This window comes from Shewanella sp. 1CM18E (assembly GCF_023161665.1).
Lineage (GTDB): Bacteria > Pseudomonadota > Gammaproteobacteria > Enterobacterales > Shewanellaceae > Shewanella.
The window spans coordinates 318,138-336,239 of record NZ_JALNTW010000002.1 but is presented as its reverse complement, the minus strand read 5'-3'; the positions used below and the strand labels follow the sequence as shown (position 1 = coordinate 336,239).

Sequence of the window (18,102 nt, the reverse complement as noted above, 5' to 3'; positions counted from 1 at the left end):
TGTAAAGAAGTAAAAAAAGCGACCCTAGGTCGCTTTTTTTACGCCTGTAAATCACGCTTTGAGGCTCGACTCGAGCGCATTCCATAGCTATAATGTCGCGTCTTGATAATTATCAACTAAAAGATACCTGTGCCGATCGTCAGTATTTATGGGCATTTTGGTTAAATTTATGGATCAAGAAACGAATACCTGAATAGTTGAGTTTTCGACTATTGCAAAGGACGATAGACATATTTCGAGGTAAAAAAATGCAAGTTTCTGTAGAAACCACACAAGGCCTAGAGCGTCGCCTAACAATTTCTGTACCTGCTGAGCAGATCGAGAACACTGTTAAAGAAGCATTAAAAAGCGAAGCTAAGCGTGCCCGTATCCCAGGTTTCCGTCCAGGAAAAGTACCTGTAAGCGTAATTAATAAGCGTTATGGTAAAGCAATTCGCCAAGACATCACTGGTGAAGTGATGCAGCGTAACTTCGTTGAAGCAATCATTGCTGAGAAGTTAAACCCAGCTGGCGCACCTACCTTAACTGCTGGTTCAACTGAAGGCGAAAACTTTGAGTTTGTTGCTACTTTTGAAATCTACCCAGAAGTAGAGCTAAAAGGTCTTGAGTCTATCACTGTTGAACAGCCAACTGCTGAAGTAACTGAAGCAGATGTTGATGCAATGATCGAAACGCTACGCAAGCAACACGCAACTTTTGAAGTTGTTGAGCGTGAAGCTGCTGAAGGCGACAAAGCTAAAATCAACTTCGTTGGTTCTATCGACGGCGAAGAGTTTGAAGGCGGCAAAGCTGACGATTTCGAACTTCAACTAGGTAGCGGCCGTATGATCCCAGGTTTCGAATCTGGTGTTGAAGGTCACAAAGCGGGTGAAGAGTTCAATATCGAAGTGACTTTCCCTGAAGATTACCACGCTGAAAACCTAAAGGGTAAAGTAGCAACTTTTGCTATCACTCTTACTGAAGTTCAAGCGGCTAACCTTCCAGAAGTTAACGATGAATTCGCTACTCTATTTGGTATCACTGAAGGCGGCATCGACGCTCTTCGCGCTGAAATCAGCAAGAACATGAGCCGTGAGCTTGAGCAAGCGCTTAAAGCAAACGTTAAAGAGCAAGTGCTTAATGGTCTAGTTGAGCAAAACGACATCGAATTGCCATCTGCGCTAATCACTGGCGAAGTTGAAGTATTGCGCAAGCAAGCTATGCAACGTTTTGGTGATCAAGCCGCTAACATGCCTGAGCTACCAGCTGACCTGTTCACTGAGCAAGCTACACGTCGCGTTAAAGTAGGTCTATTACTTGGCGAAGTGATCAAAACAAACGAGCTAAAAGCTGAAGACGAGCGTGTTCAAGCGCTAATCGCTTCTATGGCTTCTGCATACGAAGATCCAAGTGAAGTTGTAGCATACTACAATGGTAACGAAGAACTTATGCAAAACATGCGCAACGTTGCTCTAGAAGAGCAAGCGGTTGAAGCTTTGTTAAAAACTGCAACTTTGACTGAAAAACCAGTCCAGTTTGAAGAATTTATGAACAAGGCTACCGGTCGCGCGTAACCATCGCTTGACTTAAATGGCTATTAGCCATTTATAATGGCTCGTATGAGGTTCCTCATGCGGGCCATTTTTATTTAGGGAAGTTAATCATGCACAAAGCGCCAGAATCAGTACTTAACGCACTCGTTCCTATGGTTGTTGAACAAACAGCCAAAGGTGAACGTTCATATGATATTTATTCTCGCCTTTTGAAAGAGCGAGTAATCTTTTTAGTTGGCCAAGTTGAAGAACATATGGCTAACCTTATCGTTGCTCAGTTACTGTTTTTGGAGTCTGAGAGCCCAGATAAGGACATCTACCTATACATTAACTCACCTGGTGGTAGCGTGACAGCTGGTATGGCTATTTACGATACCATGCAGTTTATTAAGCCAAACGTGAGCACTGTATGTATTGGTCAAGCGGCAAGCATGGGCGCATTTTTGTTAGCTGGCGGCGCACCAGGCAAACGCCATTGCTTACCTAACTCGCGTGTAATGATCCATCAGCCATTAGGTGGCTTCCAAGGTCAAGCATCAGATATCGCTATTCATGCGCAAGAGATCTTAGGTATTAAGAATAAGTTAAACACTATGCTTGCAGAGCATACTGGTCAGCCTCTAGAAGTAATTGAGCGCGATACAGATCGTGATAACTTTATGAGTGCTTCAGAAGCCGCTGAATACGGATTAGTCGATTCAGTGATGACAAAACGAGACTGATTTTTACTCTCCTCTGAGCTATGCTCATAGAAAGGAAGTATTAAAAAGATCCACGCAGTAGATTGACTGCAAACAGAGGTAAAGTAATGGGTGAAGACAAAGGTAACGGTGACGGCGGAAAGCTGCTGTACTGCTCTTTTTGTGGTAAGAGCCAGCATGAAGTAAGAAAACTCATCGCTGGGCCTTCTGTATATGTTTGTGATGAGTGCGTTGAACTCTGCAACGACATTATTAGAGAAGAAATCAAAGAGATTTCACCGAAGCAAGATCAGGACAGATTACCAACGCCACATGAGCTGCGAGCTCATTTGGACGACTATGTGATCGGTCAAGACAAAGCTAAGAAAGTCCTCTCTGTCGCGGTGTACAATCACTACAAGCGTTTGAGAAATGCTAGCCCTAAAGACGGTGTTGAACTTGGTAAGAGTAACATCTTGCTTATCGGCCCTACGGGTAGCGGTAAAACACTTTTAGCTGAAACGTTAGCGCGTTTCCTTGATGTGCCATTCACTATGGCTGACGCAACGACATTAACCGAAGCGGGTTATGTCGGTGAAGACGTTGAGAACATCATTCAGAAGTTACTACAAAAGTGCGACTACGATGTAGAGAAAGCACAGCGTGGTATCGTCTATATTGATGAAATTGATAAAATCAGTCGTAAGTCTGACAACCCATCAATTACTCGTGATGTTTCTGGTGAGGGCGTGCAGCAAGCTCTACTTAAGCTTATCGAAGGTACTGTTGCAGCGGTTCCACCACAAGGTGGTCGTAAGCATCCACAACAAGAGTTTTTACAAGTTGATACTTCTAAGATCTTATTCGTTTGTGGTGGTGCATTTGCCGGCCTTGAAAAAGTGATTGAGCAACGTGCACACGTGGGTACCGGTATTGGTTTCGGTGCTCAGGTTAAAGGCGAAGCGGATAAGAAGAATATCTCGGATAGACTTTTAGAAGTAGAGCCAGAAGATTTGGTGAAGTTTGGTCTTATTCCAGAGTTTATCGGTCGATTACCTGTTTTAGCTACACTTGCTGAGCTTGATGATGAAGCGTTGATCCAGATTTTGTCTCAACCAAAGAACGCAATCACTAAACAGTTTGCTGCTTTATTTGAGATGGAAGGTGTAGAGCTAGAGTTCAGAGAAGACGCATTAAAAGCGATTGCACTTAAAGCTCAGACTCGTAAAACGGGTGCTCGCGGCCTACGTTCAATTGTTGAAGGGATCTTACTTGATATCATGTACGACCTACCATCAACTGACGATGTTGCTAAAGTGGTTATCGACGAATCGGTAGTGAAAGGTGAATCTACGCCTATCCTGATTTACGCTAATAACGAAAGCCAAGCAGCAACTGCTGAATAAGCTATCAACGATAGTGAAAATAGATTAAAAGGAGCCAATATGGCTCCTTTTTTGTACACTTCTTTAATTAATTGTTTTTCACCATTGAAACCTATTTAATCATCCCAATATACTCATTAGTAATCATAAAAAACGGAATCGAGCTATGACCCTAGAGCGTGATGCGCGAATCGAACTACCCGTACTACCATTAAGAGATGTGGTGGTTTATCCCCATATGGTAATTCCGTTATTCGTCGGTCGAGAGAAGTCTATTCGTTGCTTAGAAAAAGCAATGGAACAAGGCAAGCAAATTATTTTAGTCGCTCAGCGTGATGCTGAGTTGGACGATCCTACAAGCGACGATATCTTTGATGTTGGTACTGTTGCGTCGATTTTACAGTTATTAAAATTGCCAGACGGTACCGTAAAGGTACTAGTTGAAGGCGGGCAACGAGCTCGTATTGACAACTATATCGATCAAGACGATATCTTCCAAGCAACAGCGCATTATCTTGAATCTGAGCCTCTATCTGAAAAAGAAGAGGAAGTGCTAGTTCGCTCAGCCGTTGGCCAATTTGAAGGCTATATCAAGCTCAATAAAAAGATCCCGCCAGAAGTGTTAACGTCACTTTCGGGTATCGATGAAGCTGCAAGACTTGCTGACACCATGGCTGCTCATATGCCACTGAAGCTTGAAGACAAGCAATCAGTGTTAGAGATGGTCAATGTAAGTGAACGCATTGAATATCTCATGGCGATGATGGAAGCTGAAATCGACCTGCTTCAGGTTGAAAAGCGCATTCGTAGCCGTGTTAAAAAGCAGATGGAGAAGAGTCAGCGCGAGTATTATTTGAATGAGCAAATGAAAGCTATTCAAAAAGAGCTTGGCGATATTGACGAGTCTCACGATGAATTTGAAAGCTTAGCGAAAAAGATTGAAGAGGCACAAATGCCTGCAGAGGCGAAAGAAAAAGCTTCTGCAGAGCTTAATAAGCTGAAAATGATGTCGCCAATGTCTGCTGAAGCGACAGTAGTAAGAAGTTACGTTGAGTGGATGGTGTCGGTGCCTTGGCACAAGCGCTCTAAAATCAAACGTGATTTAGCGAAAGCGCAAGACGTGCTTGATACCGATCACTTTGGCCTAGAAAAGGTCAAAGAGCGTATTTTAGAGTATCTAGCCGTTCAAAGCCGCGTTAAGCAACTTAAAGGTCCAATTCTTTGTTTAGTTGGACCACCAGGTGTAGGTAAAACATCACTGGGTCAATCGATTGCAAAAGCAACCGGTCGTAAGTATGTGCGTGTCGCATTAGGCGGCGTGCGTGATGAAGCGGAGATCCGTGGTCATCGTCGTACTTATATCGGTTCTATGCCGGGTAAAGTGATTCAAAAGATGTCTAAAGTGGGGGTTAAAAACCCATTATTCCTGCTTGATGAAATCGATAAGATGAGCAGTGATATGCGCGGCGATCCGGCATCAGCGTTATTAGAGGTGCTTGATCCAGAGCAAAACTCAGCGTTTAGCGACCACTACATGGAGGTCGATTACGACTTATCTGATGTGATGTTCGTTGCAACGTCTAACTCGATGAATATACCAGGTCCACTGCTTGACCGTATGGAAGTGATTCGTCTGTCGGGTTATACCGAAGATGAAAAACTCAATATTGCTAAACAACACTTGTTGCCAAAGCAAATTGAGCGTAACGGCCTAAAGACCAAAGAAGTTACGGTTGATGATAGCGCTATCATCGGCATTATCCGTTACTACACTCGCGAAGCCGGTGTGCGTGCTTTAGAGCGTGAACTTTCAAAGATTTGCCGTAAAGTAGTTAAACAAATCTTGCTTGATAAGAGCATCAAGCATGTAGAAGTTAACCAAGATAACCTGAAGTCATTCTTAGGCGTGCAGCGTTGTGATTACGGTAAGGCTGAATCGAATAACCAGATTGGTCAAGTGACAGGTTTGGCGTGGACAGAAGTTGGCGGTGACTTACTGACTATTGAGGCGACTTCTGTACCAGGTAAGGGCAAGCTAACTTATACTGGCTCGCTGGGTGATGTAATGCAGGAGTCGATTCAAGCGGCAATGACGGTAGTACGTGCTCGAGCTGAGCAGCTTGGTATTAACCCTGACTTCTACGAAAAGCGTGATATTCACGTCCATGTACCTGAAGGTGCAACACCAAAAGATGGTCCATCTGCAGGTGCGGCAATGTGCACTGCACTGGTTTCAAGCTTGACCGGTAACCCTGTTCGCGCAGATGTGGCGATGACGGGTGAAATTACCCTTCGTGGTGAAGTACTACCGATTGGTGGACTAAAAGAAAAGCTTTTAGCTGCGCACCGCGGCGGTACGAAAGTTGTTCTAATTCCAAAAGAAAATGAACGTGATTTGGAAGAAATTCCACAAAACGTAATCGCAGACTTACAGATCCATCCGGTGAAGTGGGTTGATGAAGTTCTTAAATTGGCGCTTGAACGACCAGTTGAAGGCTTTGAAGTAGTCTAAAACGTGGACTAACGCAATAAATTGCGGGATTGCTTGAAAAAAACAGTAAAAAGGGGCTTACCTAAGTATCAAGCTGTGGTAGCCTAAGTCTGTGGAGAGTCAGTCGCTCCAGCCCTTGGAGTGACTGGTTTTGAGTAGTATCCTAATTTATTTCTTTGGTTTTCCTATAAGGCTTGAACTTTGGTTCTAAGCTTGTTATAAAAAGCCTCCGCAGACCGCTCTAGACAAGGATTTGGGTGCGGCGCACAAATTACATTCAAGGGGATGACATGAACAAATCTGAACTAATCGAGAAAATCGCTTCTGGTGCTGACATTTCTAAAGCGGCTGCTGGCCGTGCATTAGACTCTTTCATCGGCGCTGTTACTGACGGCCTTAAAGAAGGCGATAAGATTGCTCTTGTTGGTTTCGGTACTTTCGAAGTGCGTCAACGCGCTGAGCGCACTGGTCGTAACCCACAAACGGGTAAAGAGATCAAAATCGCTGCAGCTAATATCCCAGCATTCAAAGCTGGTAAAGCTCTAAAAGACGCTGTTAACTAAATAAAAGTTAGCAATGCAGCCTTTTGTAAGGCTATTGTAAAAAAGCACTGTTTAAACAGTGCTTTTTACAAATAGAAAGGGCATAAATTAAGGATTATCTTAATTTTGTCATCGGGAGTTTTAAAAGGAACATTTTCCTCTCCTTTAAATTACAAAAAGGCGCATCCAAACAGTGATGCGCCTTTTTATTATATTAATCGCAACAAGCGAGAAGTCTGATGTTAGAAAAGATTCGCGAAGGCTCACAAGGGGTTATTGCTAAAAGCATTCTAATCCTAGTGATACTTTCTTTTGCATTTACAGGTGTGAGTAGTTATTTGGGTTCTTCAACTGAGGTTGCTGCTGCTACCGTAAATGGTGAAGAGATCAGCAACTCAGCTTTAGAACAAGCATATCAAAATGAGCGTGGTCGTTTAGAACAGCAGTTAGGTGACATGTTCGCTACGCTTTCGGCTGATGACAACTACATGCAGAGCGTAAAGCAAAGCGTATTAGAACGTTTGGTCGCAGAAAAACTGCTTGACCAAAACGCTGCGGAGCTAGGCTTACGCGTATCTGATGAGCAGATTAAAGCTGCAATCCTGTCTGAGCCTGCATTCCAAACTGACGGTGTATTTGATAACGATCGTTATCAAGCTATTTTGCGTCAGCTAGGTTATCAAGCCAATACTTTCCGTGACATGATGCGTACAGATATGACCCGCCGTCAACTTGTTGCGACATTAGTGGGTTCAGAGTTTGTATTACCGGGTGAAGCCCAATATGTGGCCGATCTTCAAGGTCAAACTCGTGATATCGATTATAAAATCATTGATGCAACGCCATTCTTGGCTGAGATCAGTGTAACTGATGAGCAAATCCAAACTTACTATAATGCTAATCTTGCACAGTTTGTACGCCCAGAAGTTGTAAGTCTTGACTACATTGAGCTTGACGCCAATGAGCTAGCAAAAGACGTTAAGGTCTCTGACGCAGATGCACAAGCTTATTATGACGAGCACAAAGCTAACTACACTCAAGCTGAAAAGCGCTTAGCTGCTCATATCCTAGTACAACTAGGTGATGACGAGGATGCCGCTAAAGCGAAAGCTGAGTCTATATACACACAGCTTCAAGACGGTGCAGATTTTGCTGAGCTTGCAAAAACAGAATCTGAAGATACTTTCAGCGGTGAGCAAGGCGGTCAATTAGACTGGTTTGAAGCGGGTGTAATGGAGCCTGAGTTTGATACTGCACTATTTGCGCTTAATAAAGGTGAGTACTCAAATGTTGTGAAAACTAACTTTGGTTACCACATCATTAAAGCATTAGACATTCAAGCTGGCGCACAAGCACCATTTGCTGACGTTAAAGATAAAATTGTAGCGCAACTGCAAGATAAGCAAGCGGTAGACAAGTTCTACGAACAGCAGCAAATTCTCGCTGATACAAGCTACGAAGTGCCAGATACTCTTGCTGAAGCGGCTAAAGATTTAGATGTTGAAGTGAAAACTACGCCAGAGTTTACACGTACTAACGCACCTGAATTGTTTAGCAAGCCAGACATTTTGAAAGAAGCCTTTTCTTCAAATGTATTACTTGATGGCATGAACAGTGATGTACTTGAAGTTGCACCAAACCATGTAGTGGTTATTCGTGCTAACTCTCATAAAGCTGCTGGCACAATGGAATTAGCTGACGTACGCAATGCGATTGCTAACCGTCTAAAGCAAGAACAAGCTAATGAAGCAGCGCGTAAGCAAGCACAAGAAGCTATGACAGAAGTTGAAGCATCTGGCGTAACAGCAGATTACATTGCAAAAGCTAAGCTTGCACGTTTTGACCAAGAAATTGATGGCGCGATTGTGAACAAAGCATTTGCTATGGCACAACCAGCAGGTAAAGCTTCTGTTGATACTGTTGCACTCGCTAACGGTTATGCAGTTATTGTTCTTAAACAAGTAAATGCCGCAGACGGTGTTGACGCTGGCCTGTTAGATGCACTTAAGCAACGCTTAAGCTCTCAGTACAGTGAAAATGATTACCGTGCAGTTATTGCTTCTCTAAAGGCTAAGGGTGAAGTGCTTTACCCTGTAGCAGAATAGAAACTTGCATATAGCCTCTAACGAGGTAGTAAAAACCGGCTAAATATAGCCGGTTTTTTTATGCTTAAAATTTAGCTGCTTGCGTAGTAATACCAATCAGTATAAATAGTGAGTCGGCATTCCTGAGCGTTTTTAGCTGCCAACCTCTGCGTTGGACAGCTCGATAAGGCAATAATGAAAGGACAAAGCATATGTGGAGCTTCTAGCTAATTAAAAGCGTGATGTTCATACTGTAGGATCTTATCTGCCAGCGATAGCGCAGTTTTTAAAAGTATTGATTGAGGATAGGGCTATAGGCGTTTTTTATCGGCAATAAAAAACGCCGCAATCAATGATTACGGCGTTTTATAGTTAGCTCTTATGGTTAGAGCTTATCTTTAGATAGAAACGACATCAAACTCAACGTGTGGATTAACGTCTGCTTCGTAATCAATACCTTCTACACCAAAACCGAACAGTTTAAGGAATTCTTCCTTATATTCACGGTAATCAGTTAGTTCAGATAGATTTTCAGTGGTTACTTGTGGCCACATATCACGACAATGCTGCTGGATCTCTTCACGAAGTTCCCAGTCATCAAGACGTAAACGATTTGAGTCGTCAACATCTGCAGCTGAGCCATCAGCTTTATATAAACGCTCGTTAAACATGCGGCTTATTTGCTCGATACAGCCTTCATGTAGGCCTTCTGCACGCATTTTCTTGAATACCATAGCAATGTATAGCGGCATAACAGGAATTGCTGAGCTTGCTTGAGTAACAACGCTCTTAAGCACTGCAACATTAGCGCTACCGCCGGTTGCAGAAAGCTTTGCATCTAGTGCGTGAGCTGCACGGTCAAGATCCATTTTGGCTTTACCTAGAGCGCCGTGCCAGTAGATTGGCCAAGTAAGCTCGGTACCAATATAGCTGTAAGCAACGGTTTTGCAGTTATCGCTAAGAACACCTGCTTCTGAAAGTGCCTGCATCCATAGTTCCCAGTCTTCACCACCCATTACTGTTACTGTGTCAGCAATTTCTTGCTCAGTTGCCGGCTCTACACTTGCTTCGATGATTAGGTCTTTATTGGTATCAACTGCAGTTGCTGTGTAGGTTTCACCAATAGGCTTAAGTGATGAACGAATAAGCTCACCGCTATCTGGCATTTTACGGACTGGTGATGCGAGTGAGTAAACCACCATATCAACTTGACCTAGATCTTGCTTGATAATCTCAATCGCTTTTTGCTTCGCTTCATGGCTAAATGCGTCACAGTTGATGCTTTTAGAATACAGGCCTTCAGCCTTAGCAAACTTGTCGAATGCCGCTGAATTATACCAGCCGGCAGTTCCTGGTTTGGTCTCAGAGCTTGGCTTTTCAAAAAACACACCTAACGTGGCTGCGTCGCTACCAAAGGCAGCAGTAATGCGCGAAGATAGACCGTAACCACTTGATGAACCAACAACTAAAACCTTTTTAGGGCCGTTGGTCATTTTACCTTTTGCTTTGGTAAAATTAATTTGCTCAAGTACGTTAGCTTCACAGCCAACAGGGTGGGTCGTAGTACAAATGAAGCCACGGATTCTAGGTTTGATGATCATATTTTTTGATTCTCTTAAAAAATTGTCTCTAGGATAATTAAACCAATATAAAATGGCACTTATTTTTGTTGAAAATGGGCCTTTTTAGCAGTGGTTGGAGCAGTTTAGCTCATTTGTTGAATTCGCTTTTCAACTGCACAGTTGCATAATTGTGTAGGCTTTATTCACATGAACAAGCTTACTTTTTACGAGTAAATAAGCTCTGCTCTTGAATTAATCTTTGGGTGTACTCATGCTGTGGCGCGTTAAAGAGTTGCTCAGTAGTCGCTTTCTCAACCATAACCCCTTTTTTTAATACCATAATTTTATCGCTAACATGGCGAATGATATTCATATTATGGGATACGAAGATATAAGACAGCCCCATCTCTTGCTGTAATTCGAGAAGCAAGTTTAATATCTGCGAACGTACTGATAGATCAAGTGCAGTGAGAGCTTCGTCGGCAATAATGATTTTAGGGTCGAGCATCAATGCGCGCGCTACCGCAACTCGCTGCTTTTGCCCCTCAGAAATCATATGCGGATAAAACTCAATATGTTCAGACAGCAAGCCGACTTTTCTCAGCTTATCAATAACTAATGCTTTTCTTTCATTTTTGTCGAGCAGAGTATTAAATTTTAACGGCTCATCTAAAAGCTCACCAATCGTCAGCCTTGGATTCAGCGAGGTGTTTGGATCTTGAAAAATCATCCTGATCATACGACAGCGTTGCTTTAAGTCTTGTTTTTCAAGCGCTTCACCTTCGAAGAAAATCTCACCGCCACTGCGCATCTCTGCACCAACCAAGATACGGGCAATGGTACTTTTACCAGAGCCTGCTTCACCCACAATTGCGAGAGTTTCACCTTGATTCAGTTCAAATGAAACTGGCGATAATGCATGATTATATTGGCGTTTAAAGCGTTTATATCCCGCATAGTAGCTTTTGCTAAGATCATTGACTTTAAGAAGTGGGGTCGTCATTACATGGCTCACTGTTATAGGGGAAATGACAAGCAAAATAGCGGTCTTTCTGATGACATAAACTTGGCTTGCTGACGCAGCGCTTTTGCGCTTGCGGGCAGCGGGGCCCAAGGCGACAACCAATCGGCAAATGTTGTAATGCCGGCGATGAGCCTGGAAGAGTCTGCATTACTGATTTATGAGCAAGTCCACCAGAAAAGTCCGGCATATTGTCAAGTAGCGCCTTAGTATAAGGGTGAAATGGCTGCTCAAGTACTTCTGCTGTAGGCCCTGACTCCATCACTTGGCCGCAATACAACACAGTTAACTGATCGCACCAACCTGAAAGTGTTTCAAGCTCATGACTAATAAGCAAAATGGATACACTATGCAGCTGGTTCAATTTGCTCAGTAGCCTAAAAATTTGTGCTTGAGTGCTCAGCTCCATAGAGTCAGTGGGTTCATCGGCGATCAACAATCGGGGTTGATTGGCAATGGCCATCGCAATCATTACTTTCTGGCATTCGCCCGCAGAGAGCTCCCAAGCGTAGCTACTCATGACTGATTCAGTATTTTTAATACCGACTTTGTGTAGCCACTTTTGTGCGATAGCTTTACGTGCTTTATTTCGCTTCCAAAAAGAGATCTGCTTGTCTTGTGGCATTGCTTCAATAAGTTGGCTGCCCACAGTTATCGCAGGATCAAGGCTGCCCATAGGATCTTGAAAGATAACAGCAATTTCACTGCCCATCAGGTTACGACGCTGTTTAGGCGACATATCCATTAGATTTTGACCATCCCACATCATACGATCTGCGGTGATGGTCCAGTTATGGCCTGGCACACCTAAAATGGCGCGGGCAAGCAGAGTACGGCCAGAGCCTGATTCACCTACAAGGGCGTGTAGCTCGCCTGGATTAATCATTAAACTTACACGCTCAAGTGCTTTAACACGTCCATGGGGAGTGTCTAACTCAATGGTAAGGTTACGAATATCGAGTAATGGCATAATATTAATTTCTGATGGGCGATAATGCCGATCTTAAGCCGTCGCCAACTAAGTTAATGGCAAGTACACTACATAAAATAGCGACCCCAGGAATGGTGACTGTCCATGGTGCGGTTAATAGATTATCTAGCCCTTGAGACACCATCGCACCCCATTCAGGGCTAGGTGCTTGCGCGCCTAGGTTTAAAAAACCTAGGGCTGCAATATCAAGAATTGCAGCAGAAATTGCCAGCGTTGTTTGAATAATCACGGTTTCCCATACGTTAGGCATAATCACGTACCAGAAAACTTGAATAGAATTAGCACCATCAAGTTTTGCTGCCGTCACGTAGTCTTTTTGCAGTTCTTCGTGAACAGCTTGGTGAATGGCTCTGACAAACTGTGGAGTGAGCGCAATACCAACAGCCCAAAATACATTGTCCAACCCTGGTCCCATTACAGCAACCACCAAGATTGCTAAAAGCAAAGATGGAATCGAAAGCAAGGCATCTAATAGGTGGCTTAAAATCGAAGATTTAAGTCCCTTCATCATCCCTGAAATTGAGCCAATAACAAAACCAACCAATAGAGAAGCCAGTACGATGGCTAGCGCCATACCAAAAGTCAGGTGAGCGCCATGAAGCAGACGACTAAAAATGTCTCTGCCTAAATCATCGGTACCAAGAAAATGTTCAACTGTGCCTGCAGCATCCCAAGAGGGAGGTAACAACAGCGCTAACGGATCTTGCTGCTCTGGAGAAAAAGGCGCAATCCAAGGACCAAAAATCGCTAAGGTCAATAAACAGCAAACAGCCCAAAGGCCCATTAATGCAAAAGGATTATCAGCAAATGCTTGCCACACTTTCTGCATTGGCGAGGCGATATGGTCTTCTTGATAAATTCTAATTCGCGGCATAGATTTCTTTCCTACTTAGCGGATTATAAGCGTTATGTAGCACTTCAATTAAAATACTAAAGAAGATGATGATTAGTGCTACGCCCAATACGCCGCCTTGAATCACGGTGTAATCTCGTTGATAAATACCAGATACTAACCAACTGCCTACACCTTGGCGTGAGAATATCACCTCAACGATCATGGCGTAACTTGCAAAGGTTCCTAACATTAAACCCATATTTTTTAATACTGGGATTAGCGCGTTTGGCAGTGCATGGCGTAAAACAATGGTACCTGTATGTAAACCACGTGCTTCTGCCGCTTTAATATAGGGCTGCTCCATAATGCTCAGCATGGCTGAGCGAGTAATACGCACCACGACAGTGAAGGGTAATACTGCTAATGTAATCGCTGGTAAAATAATATGAAATACCGCGTCTTTAAATGCCGATATACGGTATACAGAATCTGATAAAAGGGTATCGATAAGCATAAAGCCAGTTACAGGTTCTATTTCGTATAAGAGATTTATACGCCCAGATACAGGTAGCCAGCCAAGCTCAACTCCAAACCATAATGATAGCGTTAGCCCGAGCCAAAATACTGGAATTGAGTAACCGGTTAACGTTATCGCCATGATGCTGTGCTGAGTAATTTTGTTTTTGCTGAGCGAGGCCAATACGCCTAAAGGCACCCCTAGTAATACTGCGAGAATGCCCGATACAATCGCTAACTCGAACGAAGCAGGTAGTGCTTGAGTGAGCTCTTCAATAACCGGTCGCTGTGAAGTAACTGACAAGCCTAAATCACCGCTTAAGCGGGTTTGTGCATAAGCGATAAATTGTTGTAGTTGATTACCGTTTAATTGGTAATTGTTTTCAATTTGGGTTAACTGCTCAGCGGTTGGCGTTGCAATGCCACTCAGTGCGAAGGGTTTGCTCACCGGGAAATAACCTGTGGTGATAAATAGCACGGTCACCAAAGCTAAAGTGGTCGCCAAAAACAAATTTAATCTGCGAAGGAGATAACGACCCATTATAAATCTCCTTTTATAGCGACAGTTTTAGCGTTTTCAAAAGAGATCCCACCAAATGGTGTGAGCTGAGTTTGCTTAACCGCTTTGCTCTTAAATGTAAGCTGGGTGGCGTGAGCAAATGTCATCATAGGCACATGTTCATTAAACAAGGCTTCAGCCTGTTGGTACAAGGCTTTACGCTCCGACTCTATGGTTGTGGCTTTTGCGTTATTCAAAAGGGCATCCATTTCTTGGCTACACCATTGGGCACGGTTGCTCGATGAAGTTAACGATGCACAGCTCATGATTGGTGAGAAGAAATTATCAGGGTCGCTATTGTCGGCGTTCCAGCCGATTAATACCGAGTCATAGTTATTGCGGTTGAGCTTTTGGTTAAACACGCTCCAGTCATAAGTGACAATATTGACGTTGACGCCAATATTTGCCAAATCCGCTTGGATTAACTCAGCAGTTTTAAGCGCGTTAGGGTTGTAAATTCGTGCTACAGGCATTGCCCAAATATCGATAGTTAACTCTTTAATACCGGCATCAGCGAGCAAAGCTCGCGATTTATCTGGGTTATATTGATAGCTACTTTTGTTGTAATTGTATGCCCATGATTGCGGTGGCAGCATGCCGGTCGCTTTGATTGCGGTTTCTTGATACACAGCCCGTAAAATATTTTGTTTATCTACCGCATAAGCTAATGCTTGACGTACTCGTACGTCATCAAATGGCGGTTTTTGGGTGTTAAACGCCCAAAATGCAACGTTGAATCCGAGTTGCGTATCTAGTTCTAGATTGGGGTGCTGCTTTATTACCGGCAATTCACCGGCTTTAGGCAGGGCTGAAACGCTGCAATCACCCGTGATTAATTTGGTTAAACGAGCACTACTTTGTGGCGTAATGTTAAACACTAACTGTTCAAACTCTGGCAGGGTACGCCAAAACTTTTCATTGCGGTGATAACGAATAAATTCATTTTTTGCGTAGTTGACTAGCTTAAATGGTCCTGTACCTACAGGGTTTCTATCTAATAGTTCAGGCGTGCCTTTGGCAAGTAAGTTATCAGCATATTCCTTTGATAGGATCACTGAAAAGCCGGTTGCCAAATTGGCTAAAAACGAGGCATTAGTTTGATTAAGATGAAATATCACTTCATCATCAGCCACTTTTTCAATATGTGTGACTTGTTCATTAAAACCAATACTTTGAAAAAAAGGATAGCCAGTTTGCGATACTGAATGGTAGGCATTTTCGCTGTTTATGATGCGATTGAACGAGAAAATGACATCATCTGCATTGAAAGTGCGAGTTGGCGTAAACCAATCTGTATGATGAAACTGCACTCCTGGTCGAAGTTTAAAGCGGTAACTTAAACCATCAGCTGATGTTTCCCATGAGCTAGCGAGTGCGGGAACAAGTTCACCAGAAATTGGATCATAATCAATTAGACTGTCGTATAACTGCTGCGACGTTGCATCAATTGTGGTGCCAGAGGTGACCAGTTGCGGGTTGAAAGTTTCTGGGTTTCCCTCAGAGCAATAGACCAAACCAGCAGGAACTTGCTGAGGGCCACAGGCAGTGAGTAACAAGCTGAACGGTGCAATAGCAGCAGTCAGCTTTATGCTCTTTAGCAGCTGTATCATTAAGAAATCATTTTTGAGCTGAATATTAATAGCTATTTTAACAGTGCCTAACAGTTAACAGCAATTATTTATCCAGTAAGTTGTATTTCTTTAAGATCCCGCGCAACTGATGGTAGCTCAAGCCCAGTAGTTCAGCTGTTTTCTTTTGGTTAAATTGTCCAGCTTCTAAGGCTTGTTTTAAAATAAGTGTTTCGTTTTGTTCGCAGTGAGTCTTAAAGTCTATTGGGAAGCTAACTGAAGCGTGATTGTTATTGCTAGACTGCCCATCTGTGTTAGCACTCACTTCGCTCGTCTGGTCAGTGTTTATTGTTGTCTGTTCTGTTGTACCGGGTTGCTGACGTTCTTTGGTTTTAACGCGCTTTGTCGGTCTATATGGCGAAGCAAAAGGGTCAATAATAATCTGTTCGATTGCGCTGTGACTTTCAGCATTACGGTACACGCTGCGCTCAACCACGTTTTTAAGCTCACGAATATTACCAGGCCAATGGTACTCCATTAATTGTTGGGTGGCGCTATTACTGAAACCTTCAAACAGTTCCAGCTTTAGCTGACGTGCCATACCAACTGCAAAATATTCCGCAAGTGGCATGATGTCTTCACTTCTATGCCTTAATGGAGGCAGAGTGATGACATCAAAGGCTAATCTATCAAGTAAGTCGGCTCTGAACTCCCCTGCATCGGCAAGGGTTGGTAAGTCTTCATTAGCAGCGCAAATAAGACGTACATCGGTTTGTACTGTTTTGCTTCCACCGACTCGTTCAAATTCGCCATATTCAATTACGCGCAGTAGTTTTTCTTGAATGAGTCCCGAAGTATTCGCTAGCTCATCTAAAAATAAGGTGCCGCCATCGGCCCGCTCAAAACGGCCTTCATGTTTTTTACTCGCCCCCGTAAATGCACCAGCGTCATGGCCAAAAAGTTCGCTTTCGAGTAGATTTTCACTTAGTGATGAGCAGTTGAGTTTTATAAAGCTCTGATCCCAACGCTTTGATAAATAATGAAGTCGCTCGGCGATAAGCTCTTTGCCTGTACCGCGCTCACCAATTATTAGTACCGGTTTAGACAGTGGCGCAACTTGTGAAATGTGCTCTAAGACTTCTAAAAGAGCATTGGATTGACCGATAAGGTTATCTTGTTGAAATTGCTTTCTCACAGTAATTTAGTCTTTCACGCTAATAATTGGTGAAAATAATAATATGATGCGTAGTTTATAAATGAAAGTAAAAGTTAATATTTTGTTTAACTTGTTGTATATTAGGCTTTTATTAAAGTTGGCACGGAAAGTGGATTATCTTTTGTCGAATCCAACGTTAATTAGAGGAAGTTATTATGGGAATCTTTTCACGCTTTGCAGACATCATTAACTCAAACATCAGTGCTTTACTAGATAAGGCTGAAGATCCAGAGAAAATGGTTCGTCTAATCATTCAAGAGATGGAAGATACACTTGTTGAAGTTCGTTCAACTTCGGCAAAAGTACTGGCTGAGAAAAAAGAGATTATTCGCCGTATAGCGAAAGTACAAGAACAAGTACAAGATTGGGAAAGCAAAGCTGAACTTGCACTTTCTAAAGACCGCGAAGATCTTGCTAAAGCAGCGCTAGTTGAAAAACAAAAAGCTAATGACCTAGCGCAAACACTTGCAGCTGAACTGGTTGTTGTTGAAGAGCACATCTTACGTCTTAAAGAAGAAGTGAACTTACTACAAGAAAAGCTAGCTGATGCTAAAGCTCGCCAGAAAACCATTATTATGCGCAAGCAAACTGCATCATCACGTTTAGAAGTGAAAAAGCAGTTAGACTCAAGCAAAATTGATAATGCAATGAGTAAGTTTGAGCAATATGAGCGCCGTGTAGAGAACCTTGAGTCACAAGTAGACTCTTATGACTTAGGTAACAAAAAGACATTAAACGATGAGTTTGCAGCATTAGAAGCTGAAGATTCAGTTAATGCCGAACTTGAAGCGCTAAAAGCTAAAATGAAGGAAAGTAAAACAAAAGCTAAGTAATCAACACTAATCAGAGGTGAGTTATGAACACGGATATTTTGATGGCTCCAATTATCATCTTTATGATTTTTGTGGCTCCAATATGGCTAATACTTCATTACCGTAGTAAGCGACAGGTTAGCCAGGGACTTACTGAAGAAGAGTTTAGCCAGCTAAATGAGTTAATTGCTAAAGCGGATAAGATGTCTCATCGCATCGAAACTCTAGAAGCAATCTTAGACAGTGAGGCGCCGCAATGGAGAAATCGTCATGACTAAACAGACGATTTCTATTACGGCAAATAAATA

15 protein-coding genes are annotated in these 18,102 nt (G+C 42.9%); 8 read left to right on the top strand and 7 right to left on the bottom strand.

Going from position 1 to position 18,102, the window contains the following annotated elements; translation table 11 throughout:
* Positions 1-248: 248 nt before the first annotated feature.
* The 6 genes from tig to MSG37_RS04630 all read left to right on the top strand — a co-directional run bounded on the left by tig (position 249) and on the right by MSG37_RS04630 (position 8,735).
* Positions 249-1,553 carry a trigger factor gene (gene tig / locus MSG37_RS04655; protein WP_248469409.1) on the top strand — a complete coding sequence of 435 codons (1,305 nt, stop codon included), beginning with the start codon at positions 249-251 and terminating at the stop codon, positions 1,551-1,553.
* An 89-nt stretch (positions 1,554-1,642) separates the two neighbouring features.
* Complete coding sequence (gene clpP, locus MSG37_RS04650) at positions 1,643-2,254, top strand: ATP-dependent Clp endopeptidase proteolytic subunit ClpP (protein WP_248469408.1); 612 nt, start codon at positions 1,643-1,645, stop codon at positions 2,252-2,254.
* Between the two features lie 86 nt (positions 2,255-2,340).
* Positions 2,341-3,618: an ATP-dependent protease ATP-binding subunit ClpX gene (gene clpX, locus MSG37_RS04645; RefSeq protein ID WP_248469407.1), complete on the top strand. Its 1,278-nt coding sequence runs from the start codon at positions 2,341-2,343 to the stop codon at positions 3,616-3,618.
* A 145-nt stretch (positions 3,619-3,763) separates the two neighbouring features.
* Complete coding sequence (lon, locus tag MSG37_RS04640) at positions 3,764-6,109, top strand: endopeptidase La (RefSeq protein ID WP_248469406.1); 2,346 nt, start codon at positions 3,764-3,766, stop codon at positions 6,107-6,109.
* A 269-nt stretch (positions 6,110-6,378) separates the two neighbouring features.
* Entirely contained in the window at positions 6,379-6,651 is a 273-nt protein-coding gene (gene hupB / locus MSG37_RS04635) for a nucleoid-associated protein HU-beta (protein ID WP_012277846.1), read from the top strand.
* Positions 6,652-6,869: 218 nt separating this feature from the next.
* Entirely contained in the window at positions 6,870-8,735 is a 1,866-nt protein-coding gene (locus MSG37_RS04630; RefSeq protein WP_248469405.1) for a SurA N-terminal domain-containing protein, read from the top strand.
* Between the two features lie 377 nt (positions 8,736-9,112).
* Here the strand turns inward: MSG37_RS04630 and fabV are convergent, their stop codons facing one another.
* The 7 genes from fabV to pspF all read right to left on the bottom strand — a co-directional run bounded on the left by fabV (position 9,113) and on the right by pspF (position 16,961).
* On the bottom strand, positions 9,113-10,315 hold the full coding sequence (fabV, locus tag MSG37_RS04625; RefSeq protein ID WP_248469404.1) for an enoyl-ACP reductase FabV: 1,203 nt from the start codon (positions 10,313-10,315) through the stop codon (positions 9,113-9,115).
* Between the two features lie 178 nt (positions 10,316-10,493).
* A complete protein-coding gene (locus tag MSG37_RS04620; protein WP_248469403.1) occupies positions 10,494-11,279 on the bottom strand; it encodes an ATP-binding cassette domain-containing protein in 786 nt (261 codons plus the stop codon).
* On the bottom strand, positions 11,260-12,267 hold the full coding sequence (locus MSG37_RS04615) for an oligopeptide/dipeptide ABC transporter ATP-binding protein (protein WP_248469402.1): 1,008 nt from the start codon (positions 12,265-12,267) through the stop codon (positions 11,260-11,262). Before MSG37_RS04615 ends, MSG37_RS04620 begins: the two co-directional genes overlap by 20 nt.
* A gap of 4 nt (positions 12,268-12,271) precedes the next feature.
* Positions 12,272-13,162 carry an ABC transporter permease subunit gene (locus tag MSG37_RS04610; protein ID WP_248469401.1) on the bottom strand — a complete coding sequence of 297 codons (891 nt, stop codon included), beginning with the start codon at positions 13,160-13,162 and terminating at the stop codon, positions 12,272-12,274.
* Positions 13,149-14,180, bottom strand: coding sequence for an ABC transporter permease (locus MSG37_RS04605; RefSeq protein WP_248469400.1), 1,032 nt, complete (start codon positions 14,178-14,180; stop codon positions 13,149-13,151). The genes MSG37_RS04610 and MSG37_RS04605 overlap by 14 nt, the downstream gene beginning before the upstream one ends.
* On the bottom strand, positions 14,180-15,808 hold the full coding sequence (locus MSG37_RS04600) for an ABC transporter substrate-binding protein (RefSeq protein WP_248469399.1): 1,629 nt from the start codon (positions 15,806-15,808) through the stop codon (positions 14,180-14,182). Before MSG37_RS04600 ends, MSG37_RS04605 begins: the two co-directional genes overlap by 1 nt.
* A 64-nt stretch (positions 15,809-15,872) precedes the next feature.
* Positions 15,873-16,961: a phage shock protein operon transcriptional activator gene (pspF, locus tag MSG37_RS04595; RefSeq protein ID WP_248469398.1), complete on the bottom strand. Its 1,089-nt coding sequence runs from the start codon at positions 16,959-16,961 to the stop codon at positions 15,873-15,875.
* A gap of 176 nt (positions 16,962-17,137) precedes the next feature.
* Here pspF and pspA point away from each other — a divergent pair, with 176 nt between their 5' ends.
* Together pspA and pspB are read left to right on the top strand one after the other, a co-directional pair.
* On the top strand, positions 17,138-17,815 hold the full coding sequence (pspA, locus tag MSG37_RS04590) for a phage shock protein PspA (protein ID WP_248469397.1): 678 nt from the start codon (positions 17,138-17,140) through the stop codon (positions 17,813-17,815).
* Between the two features lie 23 nt (positions 17,816-17,838).
* A complete protein-coding gene (gene pspB, locus MSG37_RS04585) occupies positions 17,839-18,072 on the top strand; it encodes an envelope stress response membrane protein PspB (RefSeq protein WP_220760446.1) in 234 nt (77 codons plus the stop codon).
* Positions 18,073-18,102: the final 30 nt, after the last annotated feature.